This window comes from Rhizobium anhuiense bv. trifolii, assembly GCF_024346605.1.
In the GTDB taxonomy this organism is placed as follows: Bacteria; Pseudomonadota; Alphaproteobacteria; order Rhizobiales; family Rhizobiaceae; genus Rhizobium; species Rhizobium anhuiense.
Map to the genome: position 1 here is coordinate 4376880 of NZ_CP098803.1, position 21979 is coordinate 4398858.

At 61.8% G+C, this 21979-nt stretch carries 17 protein-coding genes; 5 read left to right on the forward strand and 12 right to left on the reverse strand.

The window, feature by feature from the left end; translation table 11 throughout:
* Positions 1-36 precede the first annotated feature (36 nt).
* On the forward strand, positions 37-966 hold the full coding sequence (gene trhO, locus NE851_RS30115) for an oxygen-dependent tRNA uridine(34) hydroxylase TrhO (protein WP_063475296.1): 930 nt from the start codon (positions 37-39) through the stop codon (positions 964-966).
* A gap of 49 nt (positions 967-1015) precedes the next feature.
* Here trhO and NE851_RS30120 read toward each other — a convergent pair whose 3' ends face one another.
* Both NE851_RS30120 and NE851_RS30125 read right to left on the reverse strand, forming a co-directional pair.
* Positions 1016-3229, reverse strand: a complete 2214-nt coding sequence (locus NE851_RS30120) for a putative bifunctional diguanylate cyclase/phosphodiesterase (protein ID WP_132575832.1) — start codon at positions 3227-3229, stop codon at positions 1016-1018.
* Between the two features lie 201 nt (positions 3230-3430).
* Positions 3431-4804, reverse strand: coding sequence for a GH1 family beta-glucosidase (locus NE851_RS30125; RefSeq protein ID WP_047616296.1), 1374 nt, complete (start codon positions 4802-4804; stop codon positions 3431-3433).
* A gap of 265 nt (positions 4805-5069) precedes the next feature.
* Between NE851_RS30125 and NE851_RS30130 the strand changes: the two genes are divergently transcribed.
* Entirely contained in the window at positions 5070-5474 is a 405-nt protein-coding gene (locus tag NE851_RS30130; protein ID WP_127430723.1) for a DoxX family protein, read from the forward strand.
* 76 nt (positions 5475-5550) lie between these two features.
* On the opposite strand, the gene NE851_RS30135 is transcribed toward NE851_RS30130, so the two are convergent.
* The 5 genes from NE851_RS30135 to NE851_RS30155 all read right to left on the reverse strand — a co-directional run bounded on the left by NE851_RS30135 (position 5551) and on the right by NE851_RS30155 (position 11863).
* Complete coding sequence (locus NE851_RS30135) at positions 5551-6738, reverse strand: Gfo/Idh/MocA family protein (protein ID WP_127430722.1); 1188 nt, start codon at positions 6736-6738, stop codon at positions 5551-5553.
* Between the two features lie 193 nt (positions 6739-6931).
* Positions 6932-7987 carry a sugar phosphate isomerase/epimerase family protein gene (locus NE851_RS30140; RefSeq protein WP_062939707.1) on the reverse strand — a complete coding sequence of 352 codons (1056 nt, stop codon included), beginning with the start codon at positions 7985-7987 and terminating at the stop codon, positions 6932-6934.
* Between the two features lie 250 nt (positions 7988-8237).
* Positions 8238-9185, reverse strand: coding sequence for a substrate-binding domain-containing protein (locus NE851_RS30145; protein ID WP_063475293.1), 948 nt, complete (start codon positions 9183-9185; stop codon positions 8238-8240).
* Between the two features lie 69 nt (positions 9186-9254).
* A complete protein-coding gene (locus NE851_RS30150) occupies positions 9255-10259 on the reverse strand; it encodes an ABC transporter permease (RefSeq protein ID WP_254959552.1) in 1005 nt (334 codons plus the stop codon).
* 77 nt (positions 10260-10336) lie between these two features.
* On the reverse strand, positions 10337-11863 hold the full coding sequence (locus NE851_RS30155; protein WP_063475292.1) for a sugar ABC transporter ATP-binding protein: 1527 nt from the start codon (positions 11861-11863) through the stop codon (positions 10337-10339).
* 170 nt (positions 11864-12033) lie between these two features.
* On the opposite strand from NE851_RS30155, the gene NE851_RS30160 reads away from it, so the two are divergent.
* Positions 12034-13065: a LacI family DNA-binding transcriptional regulator gene (locus NE851_RS30160; protein WP_047616282.1), complete on the forward strand. Its 1032-nt coding sequence runs from the start codon at positions 12034-12036 to the stop codon at positions 13063-13065.
* A 63-nt stretch (positions 13066-13128) separates the two neighbouring features.
* On the opposite strand, the gene xylA is transcribed toward NE851_RS30160, so the two are convergent.
* From xylA to NE851_RS30185, 5 genes are all read right to left on the reverse strand, one after another.
* Positions 13129-14439, reverse strand: coding sequence for a xylose isomerase (gene xylA / locus NE851_RS30165; protein ID WP_047616280.1), 1311 nt, complete (start codon positions 14437-14439; stop codon positions 13129-13131).
* Between the two features lie 162 nt (positions 14440-14601).
* The gene (gene xylB / locus NE851_RS30170) at positions 14602-16056 is read right to left on the reverse strand and encodes a xylulokinase (protein ID WP_132575828.1); all 1455 of its coding nucleotides are present in this window, start codon (positions 16054-16056) and stop codon (positions 14602-14604) included.
* 21 nt (positions 16057-16077) lie between these two features.
* Positions 16078-17103: a LacI family DNA-binding transcriptional regulator gene (locus NE851_RS30175; RefSeq protein ID WP_183904150.1), complete on the reverse strand. Its 1026-nt coding sequence runs from the start codon at positions 17101-17103 to the stop codon at positions 16078-16080.
* Between the two features lie 208 nt (positions 17104-17311).
* Entirely contained in the window at positions 17312-18910 is a 1599-nt protein-coding gene (locus tag NE851_RS30180; protein WP_254959553.1) for a DHA2 family efflux MFS transporter permease subunit, read from the reverse strand.
* Between the two features lie 27 nt (positions 18911-18937).
* A complete protein-coding gene (locus tag NE851_RS30185) occupies positions 18938-20152 on the reverse strand; it encodes an HlyD family secretion protein (protein WP_254959554.1) in 1215 nt (404 codons plus the stop codon).
* Between the two features lie 152 nt (positions 20153-20304).
* Between NE851_RS30185 and NE851_RS30190 the strand changes: the two genes are divergently transcribed.
* On the forward strand, positions 20305-20985 hold the full coding sequence (locus NE851_RS30190) for a TetR/AcrR family transcriptional regulator (RefSeq protein ID WP_132575824.1): 681 nt from the start codon (positions 20305-20307) through the stop codon (positions 20983-20985).
* A 104-nt stretch (positions 20986-21089) separates the two neighbouring features.
* Positions 21090-21929, forward strand: coding sequence for an AraC family transcriptional regulator (locus NE851_RS30195; protein WP_132575822.1), 840 nt, complete (start codon positions 21090-21092; stop codon positions 21927-21929).
* Positions 21930-21979 lie beyond the last annotated feature (50 nt).

The window sequence follows — 21979 nt, forward strand, 5'->3', positions numbered from 1 at the left end:
TTGCGTGGCCCGCCGATTTTCTGTATTTCCAGGCCTATGACCGACAGCCTCACACACACCAGCCCGTTCCTCGTGGCGGCCCTCTACCATTTCGTTTCCGTGCCGCGTTTTGCCAGCCTGCAGGCACCGCTGCAGGCGCTTTGCGAGGAAAACGGCGTCAAGGGAACGCTGCTTCTGGCGCATGAGGGCATCAACGGCACGATCGCCGGACCGGATGCCGGGATTGGCGCCGTGCTCTCCTTCCTGCGCGCCCAGGCGGAATTTTCGGGCCTGGAGCACAAGGAAAGCCGCGCCTCGAAAATGCCCTTCCTGCGCATGAAGGTGAAGTTGAAGAAGGAAATCGTCACCATGGGCGTCGAGGATATCGACCCCAACAAGGTGGTCGGTACCTATGTGGCCGCCAAGGACTGGAACGCGCTGATCTCCGATCCCGATACGATCGTCATCGACACCCGCAACGATTATGAGACGGCAATCGGCACCTTTCGCGGCGCGCTCGATCCGAAGACCAAGACCTTCCGTGAATTTCCGGATTGGGTGCGCAACAATCCCGGCCTGCACAACAAGCCGAAGGTCGCCATGTATTGCACCGGCGGCATACGCTGCGAGAAGGCCACGGCCTTCATGAAGGCTGAGGGCTTCGACGAGGTCTATCATCTGAAGGGCGGCATCCTGAAATATCTGGAGGAAGTGCCGCAGGAGGAAAGCCTCTGGGATGGCGCCTGCTTCGTCTTCGACGAGCGCGTCTCCGTCGAGCACGGGCTGACGGAAGGCGAACACAGGTTGTGCCATGCCTGCCGTAACCCGATCACATCAGAGGAGATCACCTCGCCGCTCTACGAGGAAGGCGTTTCCTGCAGCCACTGTTATCCCAAGCGCACGGAAGAAGACCGGCTGCGCTACCGTCAGCGGCAGCACCAGATCGCCCTCGCCAAAAAGCGCGGCCAGCGGCATATCGGCAGCTGAGCCGGATTCTGTGTGAATCAAATTTGCTTTCTGAAGATCAGGCCGCCGGTCAGGCTGCGCCTATACGACGCCGGCCTGTCGGCTCCGCTGCCCGTCGCTCGCTCAGCATCTTGGTGATGAGGTCTGCTGTAACAGGCTTTCCGAACAAATAGCCCTGCAGGCAGTCGCAGCCGAAAAGGCGCATGGCGATCGCCTGCTCCTCGGTCTCGATACCTTCGGCCGTCACCGGAATGTCGAGCGAACGGGCAAGCGCCACTGTCGCCTGCAGCATCTCGCGCTGGCGCTTATCCTCGTTGACGCCCATGACCAGCGAGCGGTCGATCTTGATGCGGTCGAAGCCGAACTGCCTGAGATAACCGATCGAGGAGAAGCCGGAGCCGAAATCGTCAAGCGCCACCTTGACCCCCAGCCCCTTCAGCCGTTCGATCGACTGGCGGGTCCGCTGCGGATTCTGGATCATGTAGCCTTCGGTAATCTCGAGCGTGATGCGGCTGGCTTCGATCTCCGTCTGCTTCAGCACGTAACGCACATAGTCGCTGAAGGCGGGATTGCGGAACTGGCCGGGCGAGACGTTGACCGAAACGTTGAGTTCCGGCCATTGCTTGGCCGTCTCGCATGCCTTGCGCAGCACGAACAGGCCAAGCGATTCGATGAGGCCGCTGGTCTCCGCGATCGGGATGAACAGCTCGGGCGAAACAGGACCGTGGCCCGGGCGATTCCAGCGCACCAGTGCTTCGACGCCGGTCATCGCCTGGGTGGTCGCATCGATCAGCGGCTGGTAGGCGAGCGTCAGGTCACCGCTTTCGATGGCGATCCGGAGATCGAGTTCCAGCGCGTTGCGCTGCTCTCGATCCGCATCCATCGACGGATCGTAGAGCGTCATCCGCGCGCGGCCGGCCTCCTTCGCCTTGTACATGGCAAGATCGGAGCGGCGCACCAACTCCTCCCGGCCGATCGAACCGAAGGGTGACATGGCGATGCCGATACTGGCCCCGACGACGACGACGCGGCGCCCGATCTCCAATGGCTCGACAAGAAAATCGAGGATCTGCTCGGCAAGCTGCAGTGCGGCGGCATTCTCGCTGTCGGAGAGAAAGGCGATCGCAAATTCATCGCCGCCAATGCGCGCCAGAACCGCATCCTGTGGAATGAGCACTTCGAGCCCGGCAGCGACCGCACGGATCAACTGGTCGCCGGTGCCATGGCCATAGCTGTCATTGACTTCCTTGAAGCCATCGAGGTCGAGATAGAGGAGCAGCACGTTGCGCCTGGTCTGGCGTGCTTCGACGACAAAACGATCGACGGCGAGCCCGAGCCCGTCGCGATTGGAAAGGCCGCTCAGCCTGTCGCGCAACGCCTCCTCGCGGGCGCTGCCTTCCTCTGCCTTCAGGCGGCGGCCGGCAAGCAAGCCGATGACCAGCAGTACCGCGAAAAACAATCCGACGAGGCCGAGCGCCTGGATGACCATCGGCCGCACCTGCGCATAGGCGATGTCGCCGGGTGAACGCGAGGTCCAGACGAGCTTGCCGAGCGTTGCCCCCGTCGGATCGACGATCGGGACGCGATAGTCGGCCGCAAAGCTGGGTGGCGCCAGCCTCAGGCCGCCAATGACATAGGTCTGGCCGAGAGCGGTCACCCTGTCGTCATCGAGATGGCGGGCGAAAACGAGATACCGGTGCTGGCCGGCGGGCACGTCAAGCGCACCGGACTTCTTCCGAACCAATGCCACGCCGACAGCGGCAATGCCCCGCTTGGTGGTGACGAAACCGACCGCTTGAGGACGATCTGCCGGGCCGGCCGCCTTCACCGTGTCGAGCAGGGTCCAGAGCGACGGCGCGAAGAAATCCGTGAGCGGCTCCTCCATCGGTTTGCCGTCGCGATAGGCGATGATCGCCTTCTTCGCGTCATCGATGACGATCGCCATGTCGAACAGCGAGCTGTTGAGCGACATCTCGCCGTAATTGCTCACCGTCCAGTCCATACCGTCAGGCGCGTAGACGTTGACGGCAGCGTCGTCCCAGGCGGCATAATCGTCGAGTGTCGCGCCGAGCTGATCCTCGAAAGTCTTCACCGCGCCGATCGTCGTTTCGCGCGAGCGCTCGTCATCGAGGAGATTGGCATTTTCGGCCACGCGTTCAAGCGCCGTCAGCACCATGATGGTGACGACGGCGACGACGACCGCGAAGGAGAAAAGCACGCCGGTGACGGCGATGTGGCGGCCTATTCCCGATCCCTTGCTTTGCGACTTTCCGACTGTCTGCATTACGACTCCCTGACCGTTGGACTTTGCCAGTCAAGGGTTCAAAAACGTTTAAGCAACCGCCTGTTGTACGTTTCTGACAATCTATTTTTATGCGTGCCGCCGGCCGCCGTGACATTGACGGCAGGCAGCGTCAGCTTGCCGTGCCGGCCGGTAGTTCGAGTTCAAGAGGCGCCTTATCAACTGCCCGCGCGAGGAATGGCGCTAACCCGCTTTGTAATTGCCCTTCGGGAATTGAGCCGCAAGGTCGCGATACCATTTGCCGCTCTTCTTCACCGTGCGCTGCTGGGTCTCGTAATCGACGTGGACGAGGCCGAAGCGCATGCGGTAGCCTTCCGCCCATTCGAAATTGTCCATCAGGCTCCAGGCGAAATAACCGCGCAGGGGATAGCCGTCCTTGACGAGGTTGGCGACGACATCGAGGTGCTCACCGACATAGTCGAGGCGCATCGCGTCATCGACCTCGCCATCGACGACATCGGTGTTGTCGCAGGCACCGTTCTCGGTGATGTAGCATTCCGGCAGTTCGTAGCGGCGGTAGAGGTCCTCGACGGAGAGCTTCAGACCCGGCGCATAGATTTCCCAGCCGATATCGGTCTTGACGTCGCTTGCCGGCGGCGCCTCCACCGTCCAGGGGAAATCGCCTTTGCGATCGGCATCATCAGTGACTCGCTCGGGCTTGTAATAGTTCAGGCCCCACCAGTCGAGTTTCTGGCTGATGAGCTTCATGTCGCCATCTTCGATGACGGGCATGCGGTCGCCGAGCGCTTCGACGAATTCCTTCGGATATTCGCCCTTGAAGACAGGATCGAAGAAGGCGCCGTTGTGGAACTGATGCGCACGCTCGCCGGCGGCAAGATCGGCGGGGCTGTCGGAGCCAGGGATGATCGAGGCGGCGTTGAGCACGAGCCCGACAGGCACATCAGGGGCTTCCGAGCGGATCGCCTCGACGCCGAGGCCATGGGCAAGGTTCATGTAGTGCATGGCGTGAAGGGCGGCCTGCATGTTGCGCTCGCCCGGAGCATGGATGCCGTAAAGGTGGCTCAGCCAGACGATGCACCAGGGTTCGTTGAAGGTCGCGACGGCATCGAGGCGGTCGCCAAGGCGGTTCATCACCGTCTTGGCATAGCGGTGATAGGCATAGGCGGTCGAGCGCGCCGTCCAGCCGCCGTCGCCGGCGAGCAGCAGAGGCAGGTCCCAGTGGTAGAGCGTCGCAAAGGTCTTGATCCCCCGCGCCTTGCAACCGTCGACCAGCCGGTCGTAGAAATCGAGGCCGGCCTCGTTCACCGGACCCGTGCCGTCGGGGATAATGCGCGGCCAGGCAATGGAGAACCGGTAGGCTTCGACGCCCATATCCTTGATGAGATCGAGATCCTGCTCCAGGCGATTGTAGTGATCGCAGGCAACGTCGCCATTATGGCGATGATAGACGCGACCCGGCATATTGCAGAAGGCATCCCAGATGGACGGCTTGCGGCCGTCTGCCTTGCTGGCGCCTTCGATCTGGAAGGCGGCGGTGGCAACGCCGAAAGTGAAATCGCCTGGAAAGCGGTCTGCGAGTTTTTTCGGATCGATCATCTGTAAATCCCGTTCTCGGCGTGTGGGTGAACCGTTTGGGTTCGGATTTAGCCAAGCCGAAAAGCAAAGTACAGGCCCGGACGCAGAAAAACTGCAACGTTACAGTACGGCCGCGAAGCGGCGGTGACTGCAGTATTCGGTCGCCCTGACCTGCGGCACTTTCCGGCGCGGACTGCTCCCATAACGTGAACGTCAGAAGTCGTGACTTGCCGGCGCGCCCGCGATCGTTGCACAGCCAAGACATCACAAACAGGAAAGGAATCCAATGCTGTCTTCGATCCATCTGCTGCAGCCGCATCTGTTGAGCTTGCTGCGCATCATCTCCTCACTTGTGCTTTTTAGCTACGGAACGCAGAAGATTTTGCATTTTCCGGTTGCGGCAAGCGTGCCTCCCGTCGGCTCGCTGTCCTGGGTTGCCGGTCTTCTCGAACTCACCCTCGGCTTCCTGGTGCTGGTCGGATTCCAGACCCGTATCGCCGCCTTCGTGCTCTCGGGCCTGATGGCCTTCGCCTATTTCATCGGGCATGCGTCGAAGGGCATCTATCCCGCGCAGAACGGCGGCGTCGCGGCAATCCTGTTCTGCTTCGTATTTCTTTATCTGGTGGCGGCAGGCGCCGGACCCTTGAGCGTCGACAACCTGCTGAAGCGTGGCCGCACGGCTGCGGCCTGATCGAGAATAAACAAAAACGCCGAGGCGACTCGAGCCCGCCTCGGCGTTTTTCATTGAGTGACTGGGAACGTCAAATTCAGACCTTGACCCAGGCGCCGTTCTTCTTCGAAGATGCGACGCAAGCCTCGACGAAGGCCACGCCCTTCACGCCGTCATCGACCGTCGGGTAGACCACCGCCTTGTCGACAGCTTTGCCCTTCTTGCGGGCGTTGATGGCATGCGCCGCTTCCGTATAGATCGTCGCAAAGGCTTCAAGATACCCCTCCGGATGCCCTGACGGCACGCGCGAGACACGGCCGGCAGCCGCGCCCGAACCGGCGCCGCCCCGGGTGATCAGCCGCTTCGGCTCGCCGAAAGGCGTGTACCAGAGATAGTTCGGGTCCTTCTGGGTCCATTCCAGCCCGCCCTTGGTGCCGTAGACGCGCACCATCAGGCCGTTTTCATGGCCGGGCGCCACCTGGCTGCACCAGAGCATGCCCTTGGCCGGCTTCTCCGAGCCTTTTGCCTTGAAGCGCAGCAAGACATGGGCGTTGTCATCCAGCCGGCGGCCCGGGACGAAGCTGTCGAGATCGGCGGCAAGGCTGTCGAGTTCCAGGCCCGATATGAAGGCGGCAAGATTATAGGCATGCGTGCCGATATCGCCTGTGGACCCACCGACGCCGGATTGCGCCGGATCGGTGCGCCAGGCGGCCTGTTTCTGGCCGGTCTGCTCGACCGCTTCCGTCAGCCAGTCCTGCGGATATTCGGCCTGAACGACTCTTATATCGCCGAGTTCGCCGTTCGCGATCATCGCGCGCGCCTGGCGGACCATCGGATAGCCGGTGTAATTATGCGTCAGCACGAACAGCGCACCGCTCTCGTCGGCGATCTTCTTCAGCTTCTTCGCATCGGCCAGGTTTGACGTCAGCGGCTTGTCGCAAATCACATGGATGCCGCGCCTCAGGAATTCCTTGGCCGCATCGTAATGCACATGGTTCGGCGTCACGATCGCCACCGCCTCGATGCCGTTCTTCAGCTTCGCCTCGCGGATCGCCATCTCGCGATAGCTGGAATAGGTCCGCGACGGATCGAGGCCGAGGTCGCGGCCGGACTGCACGGCCTTCTCGGGCGTCGACGACAGCGCGCCGGCGATGAGATCGTACTGATCGTCGATGCGCGCAGCGATACGGTGCACGGCGCCGATAAACGCGCCCGCGCCGCCGCCCACCATGCCGAGCCGGATGCGCGGCTCGCGTGTCTGTTCGGATGATGCTTCGATTGCCATTAATTCCTCCTGAAATTTAAACTTGGTGCGGACGCATGCCCCTCATCCGGCTGCCGCCACCTTCTCCCCGTAAACGGGGCGAAGGGGATATGCCGCGATGTTTACGCCCATCTCAACGGCTGGTGCGGCAACTCCCCTCTCCCCGTTTACGGGGAGAGGGTTAGGGTGAGGGGCACCCACGAGATGCCCTGTTTTAGGAAAGCCCCAGCATCCGCCGGTTCGCCGCCTGATCCGTGCCGCTGCCGGCGAAATCGTCGAAGGCTTTCTCGGTGACGCGGATGATATGGGCGGCCACGAATTCGGCGCCTTCGCGGGCACCGTCTTCCGGATGCTTCAGCGCACATTCCCATTCGACCACGGCCCAGCCGTCGAAATTATTGGCGGTCATCTTCGAGAACACCGCACCGAAATCGACCTGGCCGTCGCCGAGCGAGCGGAACCGGCCGGCGCGTTCCACCCAGCCCTGATAGCCGCCGTAGACCCCCTGGCGCCCGGTCGGATTGAACTCCGCATCCTTGACGTGGAACATCTTGATGCGGTCCTTGTAGATGTCGATGTTGTCGAGATAATCCAGGCACTGCAGGACGTAGTGCGAGGGGTCATAGAGCATGTTGGCGCGCGGATGGTTCTTCACGCGCTCCAGGAACATCTCGAAGGTGATCCCGTCATGCAGGTCTTCACCGGGATGGATCTCGTAGCAGACGTCGATGCCGTTTTCGTCCGCATGGTTGAGGATCGGCGTCCAGCGGCGGGCGAGTTCGTCGAAGGCCGTTTCGACCAGACCGGCAGGGCGCTGCGGCCAGGGATAGATGAACGGCCAGGCAAGCGCGCCGGAGAAGGTCGCATGCGCCTTGAGGCCGAGATTTTTGGATGCCGTCAGCGCCATCTTGACCTGCTCGACAGCCCATTCCTGGCGCGCCTTCGGATTGCCGCGCACCTCCGGTGCCGCGAACCCGTCGAAGGCTTCGTCATAGGCCGGATGAACGGCGACGAGCTGGCCCTGCAGATGGGTGGAGAGTTCGGTGATCTCGATGCCGTTTTCGCGCGCCTTGCCGGCGAATTCGTCGCAATAATCCTTCGACGTGGCAGCCTTCTTCAGATCGATCAGCTGACTGGCCCAGGTCGGCACCTGGACACCCTTATAGCCGATGTCGGCCGCCCATTTGGTGATGGCGTCCCAGGAGTTGAAAGGGGCAGTATCGCCCGCGAACTGGCCAAGAAAAAGGCCCGGGCCCTTGATCGTCTTCATGTCAGATTCCTCCCTGAATATGGACCGTAAACGTTTCTGAAGTGTTGTAGCACGCTATTTTGCGGGCGCAAGGCGCCTCCTCGCCCTTGCCAGCGGATTTGGCGCAAAGCCATATGCGGTATGGCCGCGAGCTAATCATGATGGGCTTTGGCGGGCAAGAGGTACGTGCAGCATTTTCGGCCGCACACTGTGTGGAAGCATTAAAAATGCGCCCATCCTTACGAATGGGCGCATGTCTCCAATCGATGGATCAGAACGGCGAATCCGGGAAGTAGAAGTCCTTGGCATTTTCCTTGGTGACGAGCGTCGCGTCGAGGATATAGCTGCCGTGAACCGGGACCTGATCGTAAAGGGCTGCCGCCGTCAGTTCCATCGCCGTGCCGACCATTGCCGGCGGATAGAGGACGTCGACCGGGATCAGCTTATCCCCGTCCATGACCTTCTTGACCATATCCTTGGAGCCGGCACCGGCGACAACATATTTGATGTCGGTGCGCTTGGCCTGCTCGATCGCCTGCAGAACGCCGACGGCCATGTCGTCGTCCTGGCACCAGACGACGTCGATCTTCTGGTACTTCGTCAGGTAGTCCTGCATGACCTTGAAGGCATCGTCGCGGTTCCAGTTGCCGTACTGGCGGTCGAGAACCTTGACGTTCGAGCCGGCAATGCCCTTGTCGAAACCGTCCTGGCGCTGCTGGTCGATCGGGATCGGCAGACCGCGGATGATGACCACTTCGGCATCAGGCGTGTTGTCCTTGATGTATTTGCCGGCGACTTCGCCGAGAGCCGGGTTGTTGCCGGCGACATAGAGGTCGCGCACGGAATTGTCGTTGTTGCTCGGCGCACGGTCGACGAGGGCGACAAACTTGCCCTTGCCCTTGACTTCCTTGATGGCGTTGACGAGCGGATCCGGATCCGACGGCAGGATGACGAGGGCGTCGATGCCTTGCGTATCGAGATCCTGCACGGCGTTCGCCTGGCTGGCGGCATCCGGCGAGGTCTTGACGATGACGTTGAGACCGGGATGTTCGGCCATCAGCAGCTTGGCGACGCGCTCGGCATGGAACACCACGCCCGAAGTCCAGCCGTGGTCGGCCGCCGGAATGGAGACGCCGATGGTGAATTTCTTGTCCTGGGCGTGAGCGGCGCCGGCGAACGTCACCGCCGCAACCGCGAGACCCAACATCAATCTACGCATGCTATTTCCTCCCACTAACTTCAGGGACTTTTCCATATCGGGACCGGACGCCCTGTCAGCCCGGTCAATTCATGATTTGCGCACCAGCGAGCGCTGGACGAACATGGCAATGATGATGATCGCACCCTGGATGGCGCCGATCAGATATTCGCTGATGAAATTCGAAAGCAGCATGATGTTGCCGACGAGTTCGAGAATAAAGGCGCCGCAGATCGTGCCCCAGACCCTGCCCGCGCCGCCCTTGAGCGCCGTGCCGCCGACGACGACGGCGGTGATCGCCTGCAGCTCCCACAGGATGCCCGTCGTCGCCGAGGTCGAGCCGAGACGCGGAACGTAGAGCAGCACGGCAATGGCTACGCACAGTCCCTGGATGGCGAAAGCAATCGTCCTGACGCGGTTGACCGCGATGCCCGAATAGCGGGCGACATCGCTGTTCGATCCCACTGCGACGACATGGCGCCCGTAGCGGGTGCGATAGAGGATGAAGGCTGCAACCGCCGTCACCGCCAGGATCACCACGATCGGTATCGGCACGCCGGCGATATTGCCGAAATAGGCAGGACGATAGAGCGTCTGGATATCGGCGGAGCGAAGCGTGATGGCGCCGCCCTGCGACAGCCATGTCGTCAGGCCGCGATAGATGCCCATCGTGCCGAGCGTCGCGATGAACGGCTCGATCTTGCCCACTGTGGTGATCAGGCCGTTTGCCAGGCCGCAGAGCGCGCCGGCGACGATGGTGAAGGCGACCGCGACCGTCAGCATCAAAGCCGGGTTTTCGACGGCGCCCGAATTCATCAGCAGGATCATCAGGCTGGCGACGAAGGCCACCATGGAGCCCACAGACAGATCGAGGTCGCCCGCTGATATCACGAAGGTCGCGCCGACCGCGATGATGGCGATGAAGGCGCTACGCGTCGCGACATTGGCAAGGTTGGTGATGCCGATGAAATTGGGATTGACCAGGGCTCCGACGATCAGGAGCAGGGCCAGGGCGACAAAGGGCGCGACCGCACGCAGGTCGACATCCCGCCAGGATCGGCGCCGGATTTCCCTGGTCTCCTCGTTGACACTCATTTCCAAAACCAACCTCCCGTCCCATATTTTCTGGGCATCTTATCTGTCGTCCTGATCGGCGAAGCCCTGCTTCAGCCTCAGGCGGCCGCCTTCTTCTTGAGCCCGGCGGCGTAACGCATGATCTCCTGCTCGGAAATCTCGTCTCCTTCGAGCATGCCGACGATACGCCCTTCGCGCATCACCGCCACTCTGGTGCAGAGACCGATAACCTCCGGCATCTCCGACGACACGACGATGATCGACCGCCCGTCCCGGGCGAGCGCCGAAATGAAATGATAGATTTGCTGCTTGGTGCCGACATCGATGCCGCGCGTCGGCTCGTCGATGATGATGATATCAGGATCGGTCTCCATGACCTTGGCCAGCAGCAGCTTCTGCTGGTTCCCGCCCGACATGCGCCCGGCGACGATATTGCCGTCGCGAACCCTGATGTCGAAGCGGCGTTTGGCCTTTGCCATGGCGGCCGCCTCGCTTCCCGGGCTGAGATAGCCGTGACGCGCATGCCTTCCGAGCGATTGCAGCGTCAGATTGGTCACCATGCCGGAGCGCAGCAGCAGGCCCTTCGACTTGCGGTCCTTGGTCATATAGGCGAGCCCGCAGCGATTGGCGGCATGCACGTCGCCGGAGGGAACCGTTTCGCCCTTGATGACCACCTCGCCCTCGAGACGGGTCCGCAATCCGGCGATCGCTTCCATCAGTTCGGTGCGGCCGGAGCCGATCATGCCGGAGAAACCGATAATTTCGCCCTTGCGCACCTCGAAACTCGCATCCTTCACATAACCGGTCGACACCGAATCGACGCTGAGAACGACCTCCTCGTCGATATCGGGCTCGACCTTGGCGGGATAGAGGCTGGAAAGTTCGCGGCCGACCATCAGCTGGGCGATCGATTCCCCGTCCAGAATGGACGTCGGCGACGTCTTGATCCATTGGCCGTCGCGCAGCACGGTGACGCGGTCGGTCAATTCCATCACCTCGTCGAGCTTGTGGGACACGAAGACGAAGCTCGTGCCCTGGTCGCGCAGCTTGCGAACCTGCTTGAAGAGCATGCTGGTCTCTTCCCGCGACAGCACCGCGGTTGGCTCGTCCATGAACACCACCCGCGCATCGCGGCTGATCGCCTTGGCGATTTCGACCATCTGCTTGTCGGCGATGGAAAGCGTGCTGATCAATGCGTTCTCGTCGACATGCGAACCGAGCACGTCGAGAACCTTGCGGGTCTCCGACCGCATATATTTGCGGTCGAGCACACCGAAGCGCGTGACTTCTCGCCCGAGGAAGAGGCTCTCCGTTACGGTCAGGTGGTCGGCGAGGTTGAATTCCTGGTGAATGATGACGATGCCGAGCGCCTCGGCAGCACCATTGGGCGGCAGGACGACGGGCTTGCCGTCGAGCAGGATCTCGCCGGAACTCGGCTGTTCGAAACCGGACAATACCTTGACAAGCGTGGATTTGCCGGCCCCGTTTTCACCCATCAGGGCATGGATTTCGCCGGCGCGAAGATCGAAGTTCACGCTGAAGAGGACCTGCACCCCACTGAAGGATTTGCATATGCGCCTGGCGGACAGCACCACGGGTGCGGTGTCGGCGGCTTCCACGGTCATCTGATCCTCCCCAAAGCGGCTCTCCATCCGCTCTGGACCCTATGTAAACCTTTACATACATCGTGTAAAGGTTTACATCGTTGATTTACACAGATCAGTTGAAGCCTGCCTTTGACCTCTCGACAAGTCTGTGTAGTGTCTCGGCGAAGACAGCCCCAAGGCAGAGCCCAGTGTCGAATTCCACGCCCGCAACCATCGAAGACGTCGCCCGGATCGCCGAGGTCTCCATCGCGACGGTGTCCCGGGCGATCCATATGCCCGAGAAGGTCGCCAACTCCACACGGCTCAAGGTCAACCAGGCGATCGCCATCACCGGTTATACGACCAATGCGATGGCGCGCAGCCTGAGGCTTGGCCGCTCCAACATGATCCTGGTGGTGGCGCCGGATATCGGCGATCCCAATTTCTCCAACATTCTCGTCGGGCTGGAGAACGAGGCGCGCGCGCATGGCTACGGCATCCTGATCGGCCACACGCAGAACGACGCCCAGCGCGGCCTCGAATATCTGAAATTCTTCAATTCCAACCAGGCGGCCGGATTGATCCTCTTCACCGGCATCCTGCCCTTCGGGCATCAGACGATGACTGCGCGGCTGCCGCCGAGCGTCGGCGTTTTCGAGCCTGTCTTCAACGGCGGCATTCCCTATGTCGGTGTCGACGATACCGAAGGCGCCAGGAAAGCGGTGGATCTGCTGCTGGCCGAAGGGCATCGCAAGATCGCCTTCATCGGCGATTCACGCACCCGGCTTGCCTATACCAGGCGCCGCATGGGTTACGATGCCGGTCTCGACGCCGCCGGCATCCCGCCCGACTTGAGGATCGTGCTCGAAGGCGACGGCACGATCGAAAGCGGGCGGCATGCGGTCGAACAGCTTTTCATGCGTGACACGCTTCCCACAGCCTTCATGTGCGTCAACGACCAGACGGCGATCGGCGTCATGGTCGGGCTCGGCGCGCGGGGTTACGACATTCCGCGGGATTTCTCGGTGACCGGTTTCGACGACGTGCCGCAGGCCGTCTTCATATCCCCGCCACTGACCACGATCCGCCAGCCGAGAACGGCAATCGGCAAACAGGCAATGGCGCTGCTGTTGGAACTGCTGTCCGATGGCCGGCCGACCGAAACGGAAATCCTGCTGAGGCCGGATCTGGTGGTTCGAAACTCCGTCTCGGCGCCGTCGCGCAACTGGTTGAAACGGTAAATCCATATAGGCTTCCGGCCGGAGAGGGCTGCGCCGGCGGCCGATGACCGCCGGCGCGCTTTATCAGACGTAACGATTGACGACGTTTTCCAGCAGCTCCTGCTTGCCGGATCTCGGCTGCGGGTTGACGTCGTGGCTTTCGACATAATGGCTGATCTCATCCAGCGAATACTCGCCGCGGAAGAGCTTCTGCGCCTCGGCGGATTCCCAGCCGGCATAACGATCGGCGAGCGGCTGCGACAGAGCCTTGTCCTCGATCATCTTAGCAGCGGCCTTCAGACCGCGGGCGCAGCAATCCATGCCGCCGATATGGCCGATCAGTAGATCCGCCGGGTCGAGCGACTGACGGCGAAGCTTCGAGTCGAAGTTGGTGCCGCCGGTCTTGAAGCCGCCGCCTGCCAGAACGTGATAATAGGCCAGCGCCATTTCGGGAACATTGTTCGGGAACTGGTCGGTATCCCAGCCGGACTGGTAGTCGTTGCGGTTCATGTCGATCGAGCCGAAGATGCCGAGCGCATTGGCAAGCGCCAGCTCGTGCTCGAAGGAGTGGCCGGCAAGAATTGCGTGGCCCTGCTCGATATTGAGCTTCACCTCGTTTTCAAGGCCGTGCTTCTTGAGGAAGCCGTAGACGGTCGCGACGTCATAGTCGTACTGGTGCTTGGTCGGCTCCTGCGGCTTCGGCTCGATCAGGATCGTGCCCTTGTAGCCGATCTTGTGCTTGTATTCGACGACGAGGTTGAGGAAGCGGCCGAGCTGGTCGAGCTCGCGCTTGATATCGGTGTTGAGCAGCGTCTCGTAACCTTCGCGGCCGCCCCAGAGCACGTAGTTTTCGCCGCCGAGCTTCTGCGTGGCATCGATGCAGGTCTTGACCGTCGCGGCTGCGAAAGCAAAGACATCTGGATCCGGATTGGTCGCCGCACCCGACATGTAACGGCGGTGAGAGAAGAGGTTCGCCGTGCCCCAGAGCAGCTTGGTGCCGGTTGCGGCCTGCTTCTCGGCGAAATAATCGACGATCTCGTTGAGGTTTTTGGTGTTCTCGGCGAAATTCTTGCCCTCCGGACGCACGTCGGCGTCATGGAAGCAGTAGTAGGGCGAGCCGAGCAGCGAGAAGAATTCGAAGGCGACGTCGGCCTTGAGCTTGGCGGCCTTCATCGTGTCCTCGAACCAGGGACGCAGGAAGGTCTGGCCGCCGAAGGGGTCGCCGCCCGGCCATGTGAAGGTGTGCCAATAGGCCACCGCAAAGCGCAGATGGTCTTCCATGCGTTTGCCCATGACGATCTCGTCCGGCTGGTAATAGCGGAAGGCCAGCGGATTGGTGCTGTCGGGGCCTTCGTATTTCACTTTCTGGATATCGCCGAAAAATCCGGTGCTCATGTTGGGTCTCCTTGGGTTCGTATCTTTTCGAAGTTCTGAATTGTTAGTCTATGCCAGAGGCCCCCTCATCCGCCTGCCGCACCTTCTCGCCGGCGGGGAGAAGAAACCTGTGGCAACGTCGCGGCTCCCTCGAATGAGGGTAGGGTGAGGGGCGCCTCGATCTCAATGCGCCAGCGACTTGATCGCCGGATAGAGCGCCCGATAGCGCTTGTAGGCATCCTCGTAAGCGCCGCTCAGCGCCGACACCGGCTCGATCGTTCCGGCCGTTACCGGCGGCGTGCAGACGGCAATGGGATCTGCCCCCGTTGCCGCGATCAGGCCGAGGCGGGCAGCGCCGAAGGCGGCGCCGAAATCGCCGTCGGCCGGCAGGTCGACGGGAACGCCGAGCGCGGTCGCAATCGAGGCCAGCCAGTAACGCGAGCGCGACCCGCCGCCGATTGCCGTGACCCGGGATATGCCGGTGCCGGCCGAACGCAGCGCTTCGAGATTGTCGCGGATGGCGAAGGCGACGCCTTCGAGCACCGCCTGGGTAAGCACGACACGGCTGCTTTCATGCTCAAGGCCGATGAAGGCGCCGCGGATGACGGCATCGTTGTGGGGCGTGCGCTCGCCGGAGAGATAGGGCAGGAAGGTGACGCCGGCGGGCGCCTTCAGCGTCTCGCCAAGTTCGCCGGTGAGATCGGCGGCCGACTTGCCGGTCACACCGGAATGCCAGTTGAGCGCATCGGTCGCCGACAGGATGACTCCCATCTGGTGCCAGGTGTTCGGCAGCGCGTGGCAGAAGGCATGCACGGCGCTTTCCGGCTTCGGCAGATAGGAACCGTTGGCGGCAAAAAGCACGCCTGACGTGCCGAGCGAGACGAAGGCGGCGCCATCGCTGACCGTGCCCATGCCGCAGGCCGAGGCCGCATTGTCGCCCGCGCCGCCGGCAACGACGACATCGCCTGATATACCCCATTGCGCCGCGAGTTCAGACCGCAGCTTGCCGGCCTGCGCGGTGCCTTCGACAAGCGCCGGCATCTGCTCCTCGGAAAGGTTGGTGGCGGCGAGCAGTTGCGACGACCAGGCGCGTTTGCCGGTGTCGAGCCAGGACGTGCCGGCCGAATCCGACATTTCCGAAATATATTCGCCGGTCAGCCAAAGACGCAGATAATCCTTCGGCAACAGCACCTTGGCGATCTTGGCGAAGACATCGGGCTCATGCTTTGCGACCCAGGCGAGCTTCGGCGCCGTGAAGCCCGGGAAGACGATGTTGCCGGTCAGCGCGCGAAAGCGGGGATCGGCATCGAGCGCCGCGGCCTCGACGTAGCTGCGCGTATCGTTCCAGAGGATGCAGGGGCGCAGGACCTTATCGCTGGCATCGATGAGCGTCGCGCCGTGCATCTGGCCGGAAAGGCCGATGCCCCTGACCGCGGCGAACTCCTTCGGATGTTTCGCCTTGAGACCGGCGATAGCCTCCTCGGTGGCCCGCACCCAGTGGGCCGGCTCCTGCTCCGACCAGCCGGAATGCGGACGTGAGACGTCGAGCGAACCATTGGCCGAGCCGACGATCTTCTGATCACCATCGATCAGCATCGCCTTGACGCCGGAGGTTCCGAGATCGAGACCCAGATACATGTGGTATTTCTCCCTTTGCCGCTACGGCAGATTGTCTTTCAGAAATATGTCGAGGCGGATGCGCTCCTGCGCCTCGATGACGGCAAGCCCGTCCGCCTTGGCTTTCAGCACGCGGATCGCGCTGCGCACCTCATGGCCGGCATCCTGGTTGAGGATCGCATCGATCGTATTGTCGATCAGGGCTGCACGCGTGTGGGCGGTCAGTTCGTGGGCAATCACCGTCAGCACGCGATCGACGGCCTTCTCCTTCAACGCCCGGATGAGGCCGCGATTGCCGGCGCCAAGGCTGTAGACGCCGATGATGCCGGCATTCCTGGAAAGCGCGTCGGCAACGAGCATATGGGCGATCTCGGGGTCGTCGCGGCCTTCGAGGACTGGCAGAATCGCCAGATCGGGAAATTCCTCGGCCATGACGGCGGTGAAGCCCTCCAGCCGCTCGCGATGGTCGCGCACCAGCATGGAGCCGGCAAGCACGGCAATCTCGCCTTTTTTCGGTCCGAGGAATCGGCCGAGCAGGCGAGCCGCCGTGCGCCCGGCGGCGATATTGTCGACGCCGGCATAGTGATGGCGCAGCGAGCCGGTGAGATCGGAAACCAGGGTGACGATGGGAAAACGCTCGCGCACCAGCCTGTCGACGACAGCGCGCACGTCAGGCGCATCGGTCGCAACCAGTGCGATGCCACAGGGCTTTTCCCGGGAAAGCTCCTCGAGCACCGAGACAAGCGCTGCGGGATCGAAGGCCGGCACCTCGATCGTGCGGATATCGGTGCGCTCGGCCGACGATCGGAGGACTGCCTGGCGGATCTCGGCATTGAGCCCGTGCATGAAGGAGTTGTCGCTGGCCGGCAGGATGAAGACCAGCGGATAGGTGCGCCCTTTGGCAAGATTGGCGGCGGCGACGTCTCTGACATAACCGAGCTCGCGGATCGCGGTCTCGACCTTTTCCCGCGTGACGTGGCGCACACCGGGCCGCTGGTTGAGAACCCGGTCGACAGTCGCCAGACTGACACCGGCGGCGGCGGCGATATCGTGAACGGTTGGTCTCATCATTCCTCCTGACGAGACCATTAGCGCCAATTTTGATGTACGTAAATCAAAAAATCGAACGGGCCGGTTTCCGCGTGGTTTTCCGGCATGGCCTACCCGATTCGGATCGATCCGACCGGCGATCATTCGCCTGATGACACGACGGCCGGAAAACAGCAACAAAAAGGCCCTCCGAAGAGGGCCTTTTCAAGGGGCGGCAGGCCGGAGGTCAGTGGCCGCCACCGCCTCCCCCGCCTTGCGGCGCGGGTTTCTTGATCATGGCGACACCGAGGATCATCGCCAGGAAAAGCGCGGTCAGGATCAGGAATACGTCGCTGAAGGAGAGAACGATCGCCTGCTTGGTGGCAAGGCCGACCATCTGCTTGACTGCGACCGAGGCGCCATCCATGCCGTAGGTGTTGAAATTGGCGGCCATGTTGTTCATCTGGTCGACCGCCGCCGGATTGCCCCAATCCATATTCTCCCGCAGCCGCTCGTAGTGCACGTCCTGCCGGTTGGTGAGCACGGTGTTGATGACGGCAAGGCCGACGGCGCCGCCGAGGTTTCTGGTCAGGTTGAACAGGCCGGACGCGCCGCGAATGCGCGAAGGCGGCATCGTGCCGAGCGCGATGTTGTTGATCGGCACCATGCACATCATCAGCCCGAAGCCGCGCAGGATCTGCGGGATGAAGAGTTCGTAGAAATCCCAATCCGCCGTCAGATGCATCATGATGAAGGTGCCGGCGGCAAAGCTGACGAAGCCGATCACCATCATCAGGCGCAGGTCCATCTTGGTCGACAGTCGGCCGGCGATCGGCGCGGTGAAGAACATCGCAAGCCCGGAGACGAACATCGTCTCGCCGATCATCAGCGAATCATAGCCGCGGATGCGGCCGAGATAGACCGGATAGATATAGGTGAGGCCATAGAGGCCGATACCCATGACGAAGGAGAAGACCGAGCCGAAGGAAAAATTCCGGTTCGCAAAGGCCTTGAGGTCGACGACGGGGAATTCCACCGTGAAGGCGCGATAGAAGAAGATGATCGCGGCAGCGCCGGAAGCGACCGCCGCTATGGTGATCGAGCTGTCGTTGAACCAGTCGTTCGAATTGCCCTCTTCGAGCACATATTCCAGCGCGCCGAGAAAGACGCCCATCGAGATCAGACCCCACCAGTCGAACTTCTTGAAGAGCGACAGTTCCGGTTTGTCGAAATCGATGAAGTTCCAGGTGACGATCGTGACGATGATGCCGGGCACGATGTTGACGAGAAACAGCCAGTGCCAGGAGAAGGCGTGGCTGAGGTAGCCGCCGACGGTCGGGCCGATGGTCGGCGCCAAAGTCGCGATCAGGCCGATGATCGGCGAGACGATGCTGCGCTTCGACGGCGGGAAGATGGTGAAGGCGGCCGCGAAGACCGATGGGATCATGCCGCCGCCGATGAAGCCCTGAATGACGCGGTAGACAATCATCTGGTCGATATTCGTCGCCGTCGCCGCCAGCGCGCTCGCCATGGTGAAGCCGGCAGCCGAGATCGCGAAGAGATAACGCGTCGAGATGATGCGCGCCAGCGTGCCGGATAGCGGGATCATGATCACTTCGGCGATCAGATAAGACGTCTGCACCCAGCCGATCTCGTCGCTGCCGGCCGAAAGGCCGGCCTGGATTTCCGCAAGCGAGGCCGAGACGATCTGGATGTCGAGGATCGACATGAACATGCCGAGCACCATCGCAAAGAAGGCGATGAGCTTCTTCGGGTCCATGCGCTCGTCGGCATGGGCGGGTGCCGCCGGCATCGTCCCCGCCGTTGCTGTCGCGCTGCCGGCCATCAGATCACCTCTGCCTTTCCTGAAGGCTTACTTGCTCGGCGCCGTACGGGTGTCAACATCGACGACGACGCTCAGGCCCGCGCGCAGACGGCCGCTATCGAGCGCATCCTGCGGCAGCGCGATGCGCACCGGCACGCGCTGGATCACCTTGGTGAAGTTGCCCGTGGCGTTTTCCGGCGGCAGCAGCGAAAAGACCGAGCCGGATGCCGGCGAGATCGATTCGACGGTGCCGACGATCGGATGATCGCTATAGGCATCGACATGCACGTTAACCTTCGATCCCGCCACCAGATGCTGGATCTGCGTTTCCTTGAAATTGGCGTCGATATAGAGCTGGCGCACCGGAACGAGCGCCATCAGGCGCTGGCCGGGCGAGACGAGATCGCCTTCCTGGACCGAGCGGTTGCCGACAATGCCGTCATAAGGCGCCTTCAGCACGGTGAAGGAAAGGTCGCGGGCAGCCTTGTCGCGCGAGATCTCGAGCGAACGGACCGAGCCTTCGGCCTCTTTGCGCTGGGCCTGGAGAATGGTGACATTGGCCTGCGCAGCCACGATGTTGGCATCGCCGCCGGAAAGATTGGCCTTGGCCTGATCGAGAGCGATGTTGGCGTTGTCGAGATCGGCGGCAGTGCCGACCGACTTCGCCTGAAGCTCGCTCTGGCGCTTCTGGGTGATCTCAGCACCGCGAACGGCCGCTTCGAGTGCCACCTTCTGCGCCCGCGCCTGCACGAGGCTCGCATTGGCGCCTTCGATCTGCGCGTCGATACGCTGCAGCGAAAGCTGTTCGGTGGCGATCTGGGCCTGGGCCTGGTCGAGGGCGTTCTGATAGTCGCCGTTATCAAGCGTGGCAAGCACGTCGCCCGCTTTGACTTCCTGGTTGGCGACAACATTCACCTTCGCGACGTAGCCCGTGACCTTCGGCGAAATCGTTGCAATATCGCCCTCGATATAGGCGTCGTCGGTCGACACCATGAAGCGGCCGTTCGTCCACCATTCATAACCATACCAGCCGCCGCCCGCGAGAAGGGCGAGCACGACGATCGGCAGCACCGGGCTACGGCGCTTCTTCGCAGCCGCAGGTGCGGCGACCGAAGCCGGCGCCGACTGCGCGGGAGTGGAAGGGACTTCGCGGGCTTCCGCCGTCGGAGCTTCCGCAACAGCCGCGACCTCGGCCTTGACCTCTTCGGTCTCGGCGTTTTCGCTGACAATCCGCGCGACGTTGCTCTTCTGGTTGCTCGACATGGCCACTTTACCGATCTTGGAGTAAATAATCGAACTGAACGGTTCGGTTCAGTTGACTTAAACCTGTTTTACCGTCATATCAAGATGTATAGAACCAATCGGTTCGATTTCTTTTAAAGAAAATACGAAACCGTCAACACGGTTAAGGAGACATGACGCTGAACCCCGACCACGCCGCCGTCTTCAGCCCTCCCGCGCCCGGAGGCCGATTTGCCGCAGGCGAAGATCCGGCCAAGCGCCAGCAGATTCTCGCCGGCGCCAAGCGTGTCTTCATGAAAATGGGTTTCGACGCCGCCAGCATGAACGACGTGACGCGCGAGGCCGGTGTCTCCAAGGGAACGCTCTACGTCTATTTCACCAACAAGGAAGAATTGTTTTCGGCGATGATCGAGGCAGAGCGCGCCGCCTTCGTGGCGGCCGTGCGCACGGCGCTTGCCGAACATGACGATCCCGAAGCCGGCCTGTATGAATTCGGGATAAGCTTCGTCACCCATATGACCGATGAAAAGGTCATCAACGCGATGCGCACCGTTCTCGGCGTTCGCGACCGCATGCCGGTTCTCTGTCAACGCTTCTTCAAGGGTCCGGAAAACCTGCGCACCATCATGCGCGACTTCCTGGAACGGCACATCGCCGGAGGCAGATTTGAGATCGACGACATCGATCTGGCCGCCGGCCAGTTTCTCGATCTCGCCAGCGGCAGTTTCTTCAAGCTCCGCCTGTTCGGAAGCATGGAAGAACCGCCGTCTCGCGACGAAATCGAGCGCGTCATCCGCGGCGCCATCCGGGTCTTCATGGCCGCCTACGGTGCGCCCCGGCACAAGACCGACTGACCGCACCTTGACTGCCCGCCTCCATCGGCCAAAATTCCGCAACTGCGATCAAACCCGGCTGCAGGCTTTTCTTTAAGGAAGAAGCCGCAACCAGGGGAGTGAGGATGAGCGCCGTTGGACGGGCGATCTGGTTCATAGAGAGCCATTTCGAAAACGATATATCGCTGGAAGAGATTTCGGAAGCCGCCGGATTGTCGCGCTACCATCTGTCGCGCGTCTTCGGGCTCGTCACCGGCCACTCGATCAGCGGCTATATCAGAGGGCGGCGCCTCAGCCGCGCCGTGCCGGCCTTGGTCGGCGGTTCATCGACCATTCTCGAGGTTGCGCTTTGCGCGGGCTACGGCTCGCACGAGGCTTTCACCCGTGCCTTCCGCGACCAATTCGGCATGACGCCGGATGCGGTGCGCAGACAGGGACACGCCCGTAACCTTATCTTGCTGGAGCCGATCAGAATGGACCCCGCCCACCTCAACGACCTCGAACCGCCCCGCTTCGAAACCCTTCCGCCGATGCTCTTTGCCGGCCTGCAGGAGATCTATCCCTATGGTGGCAATGCCGCCATTCCCTCCCTCTGGCAGAAGTTCAATGCCCATTTCGGTCATATCCCCGGCCAGAAGGGCAACGTCGCCTACGGCATCTGCACGCATATCACCGGCGAAGCGGAGAAATTCCGCTATATGGCCGCCGCCGAAATCGCCGATGCTGGCGATCTGCCGGCGGATTTTGCAACGCTCAAGCTTCCCGGCCAGCGTTACGTCGTCTTTAGCCATCGCGGCCATGTCTCGGGCATTCCGGCGACGATGAACCGGATTTTTGGCGCATGGTGGCCGACATCCGGCCTGGAGCACGGCGAGATACCCGACATGTTCGAACGCTACGACGAGCGCTTCGATCCCTATACCGGCATGGGCGTCACCGAAATCTGGTTGCCGATCAAGGAATAAAAGTCACATCACTTTCGTATACCCCCTTGCGGCGCTTGTCTGGCAGGCCG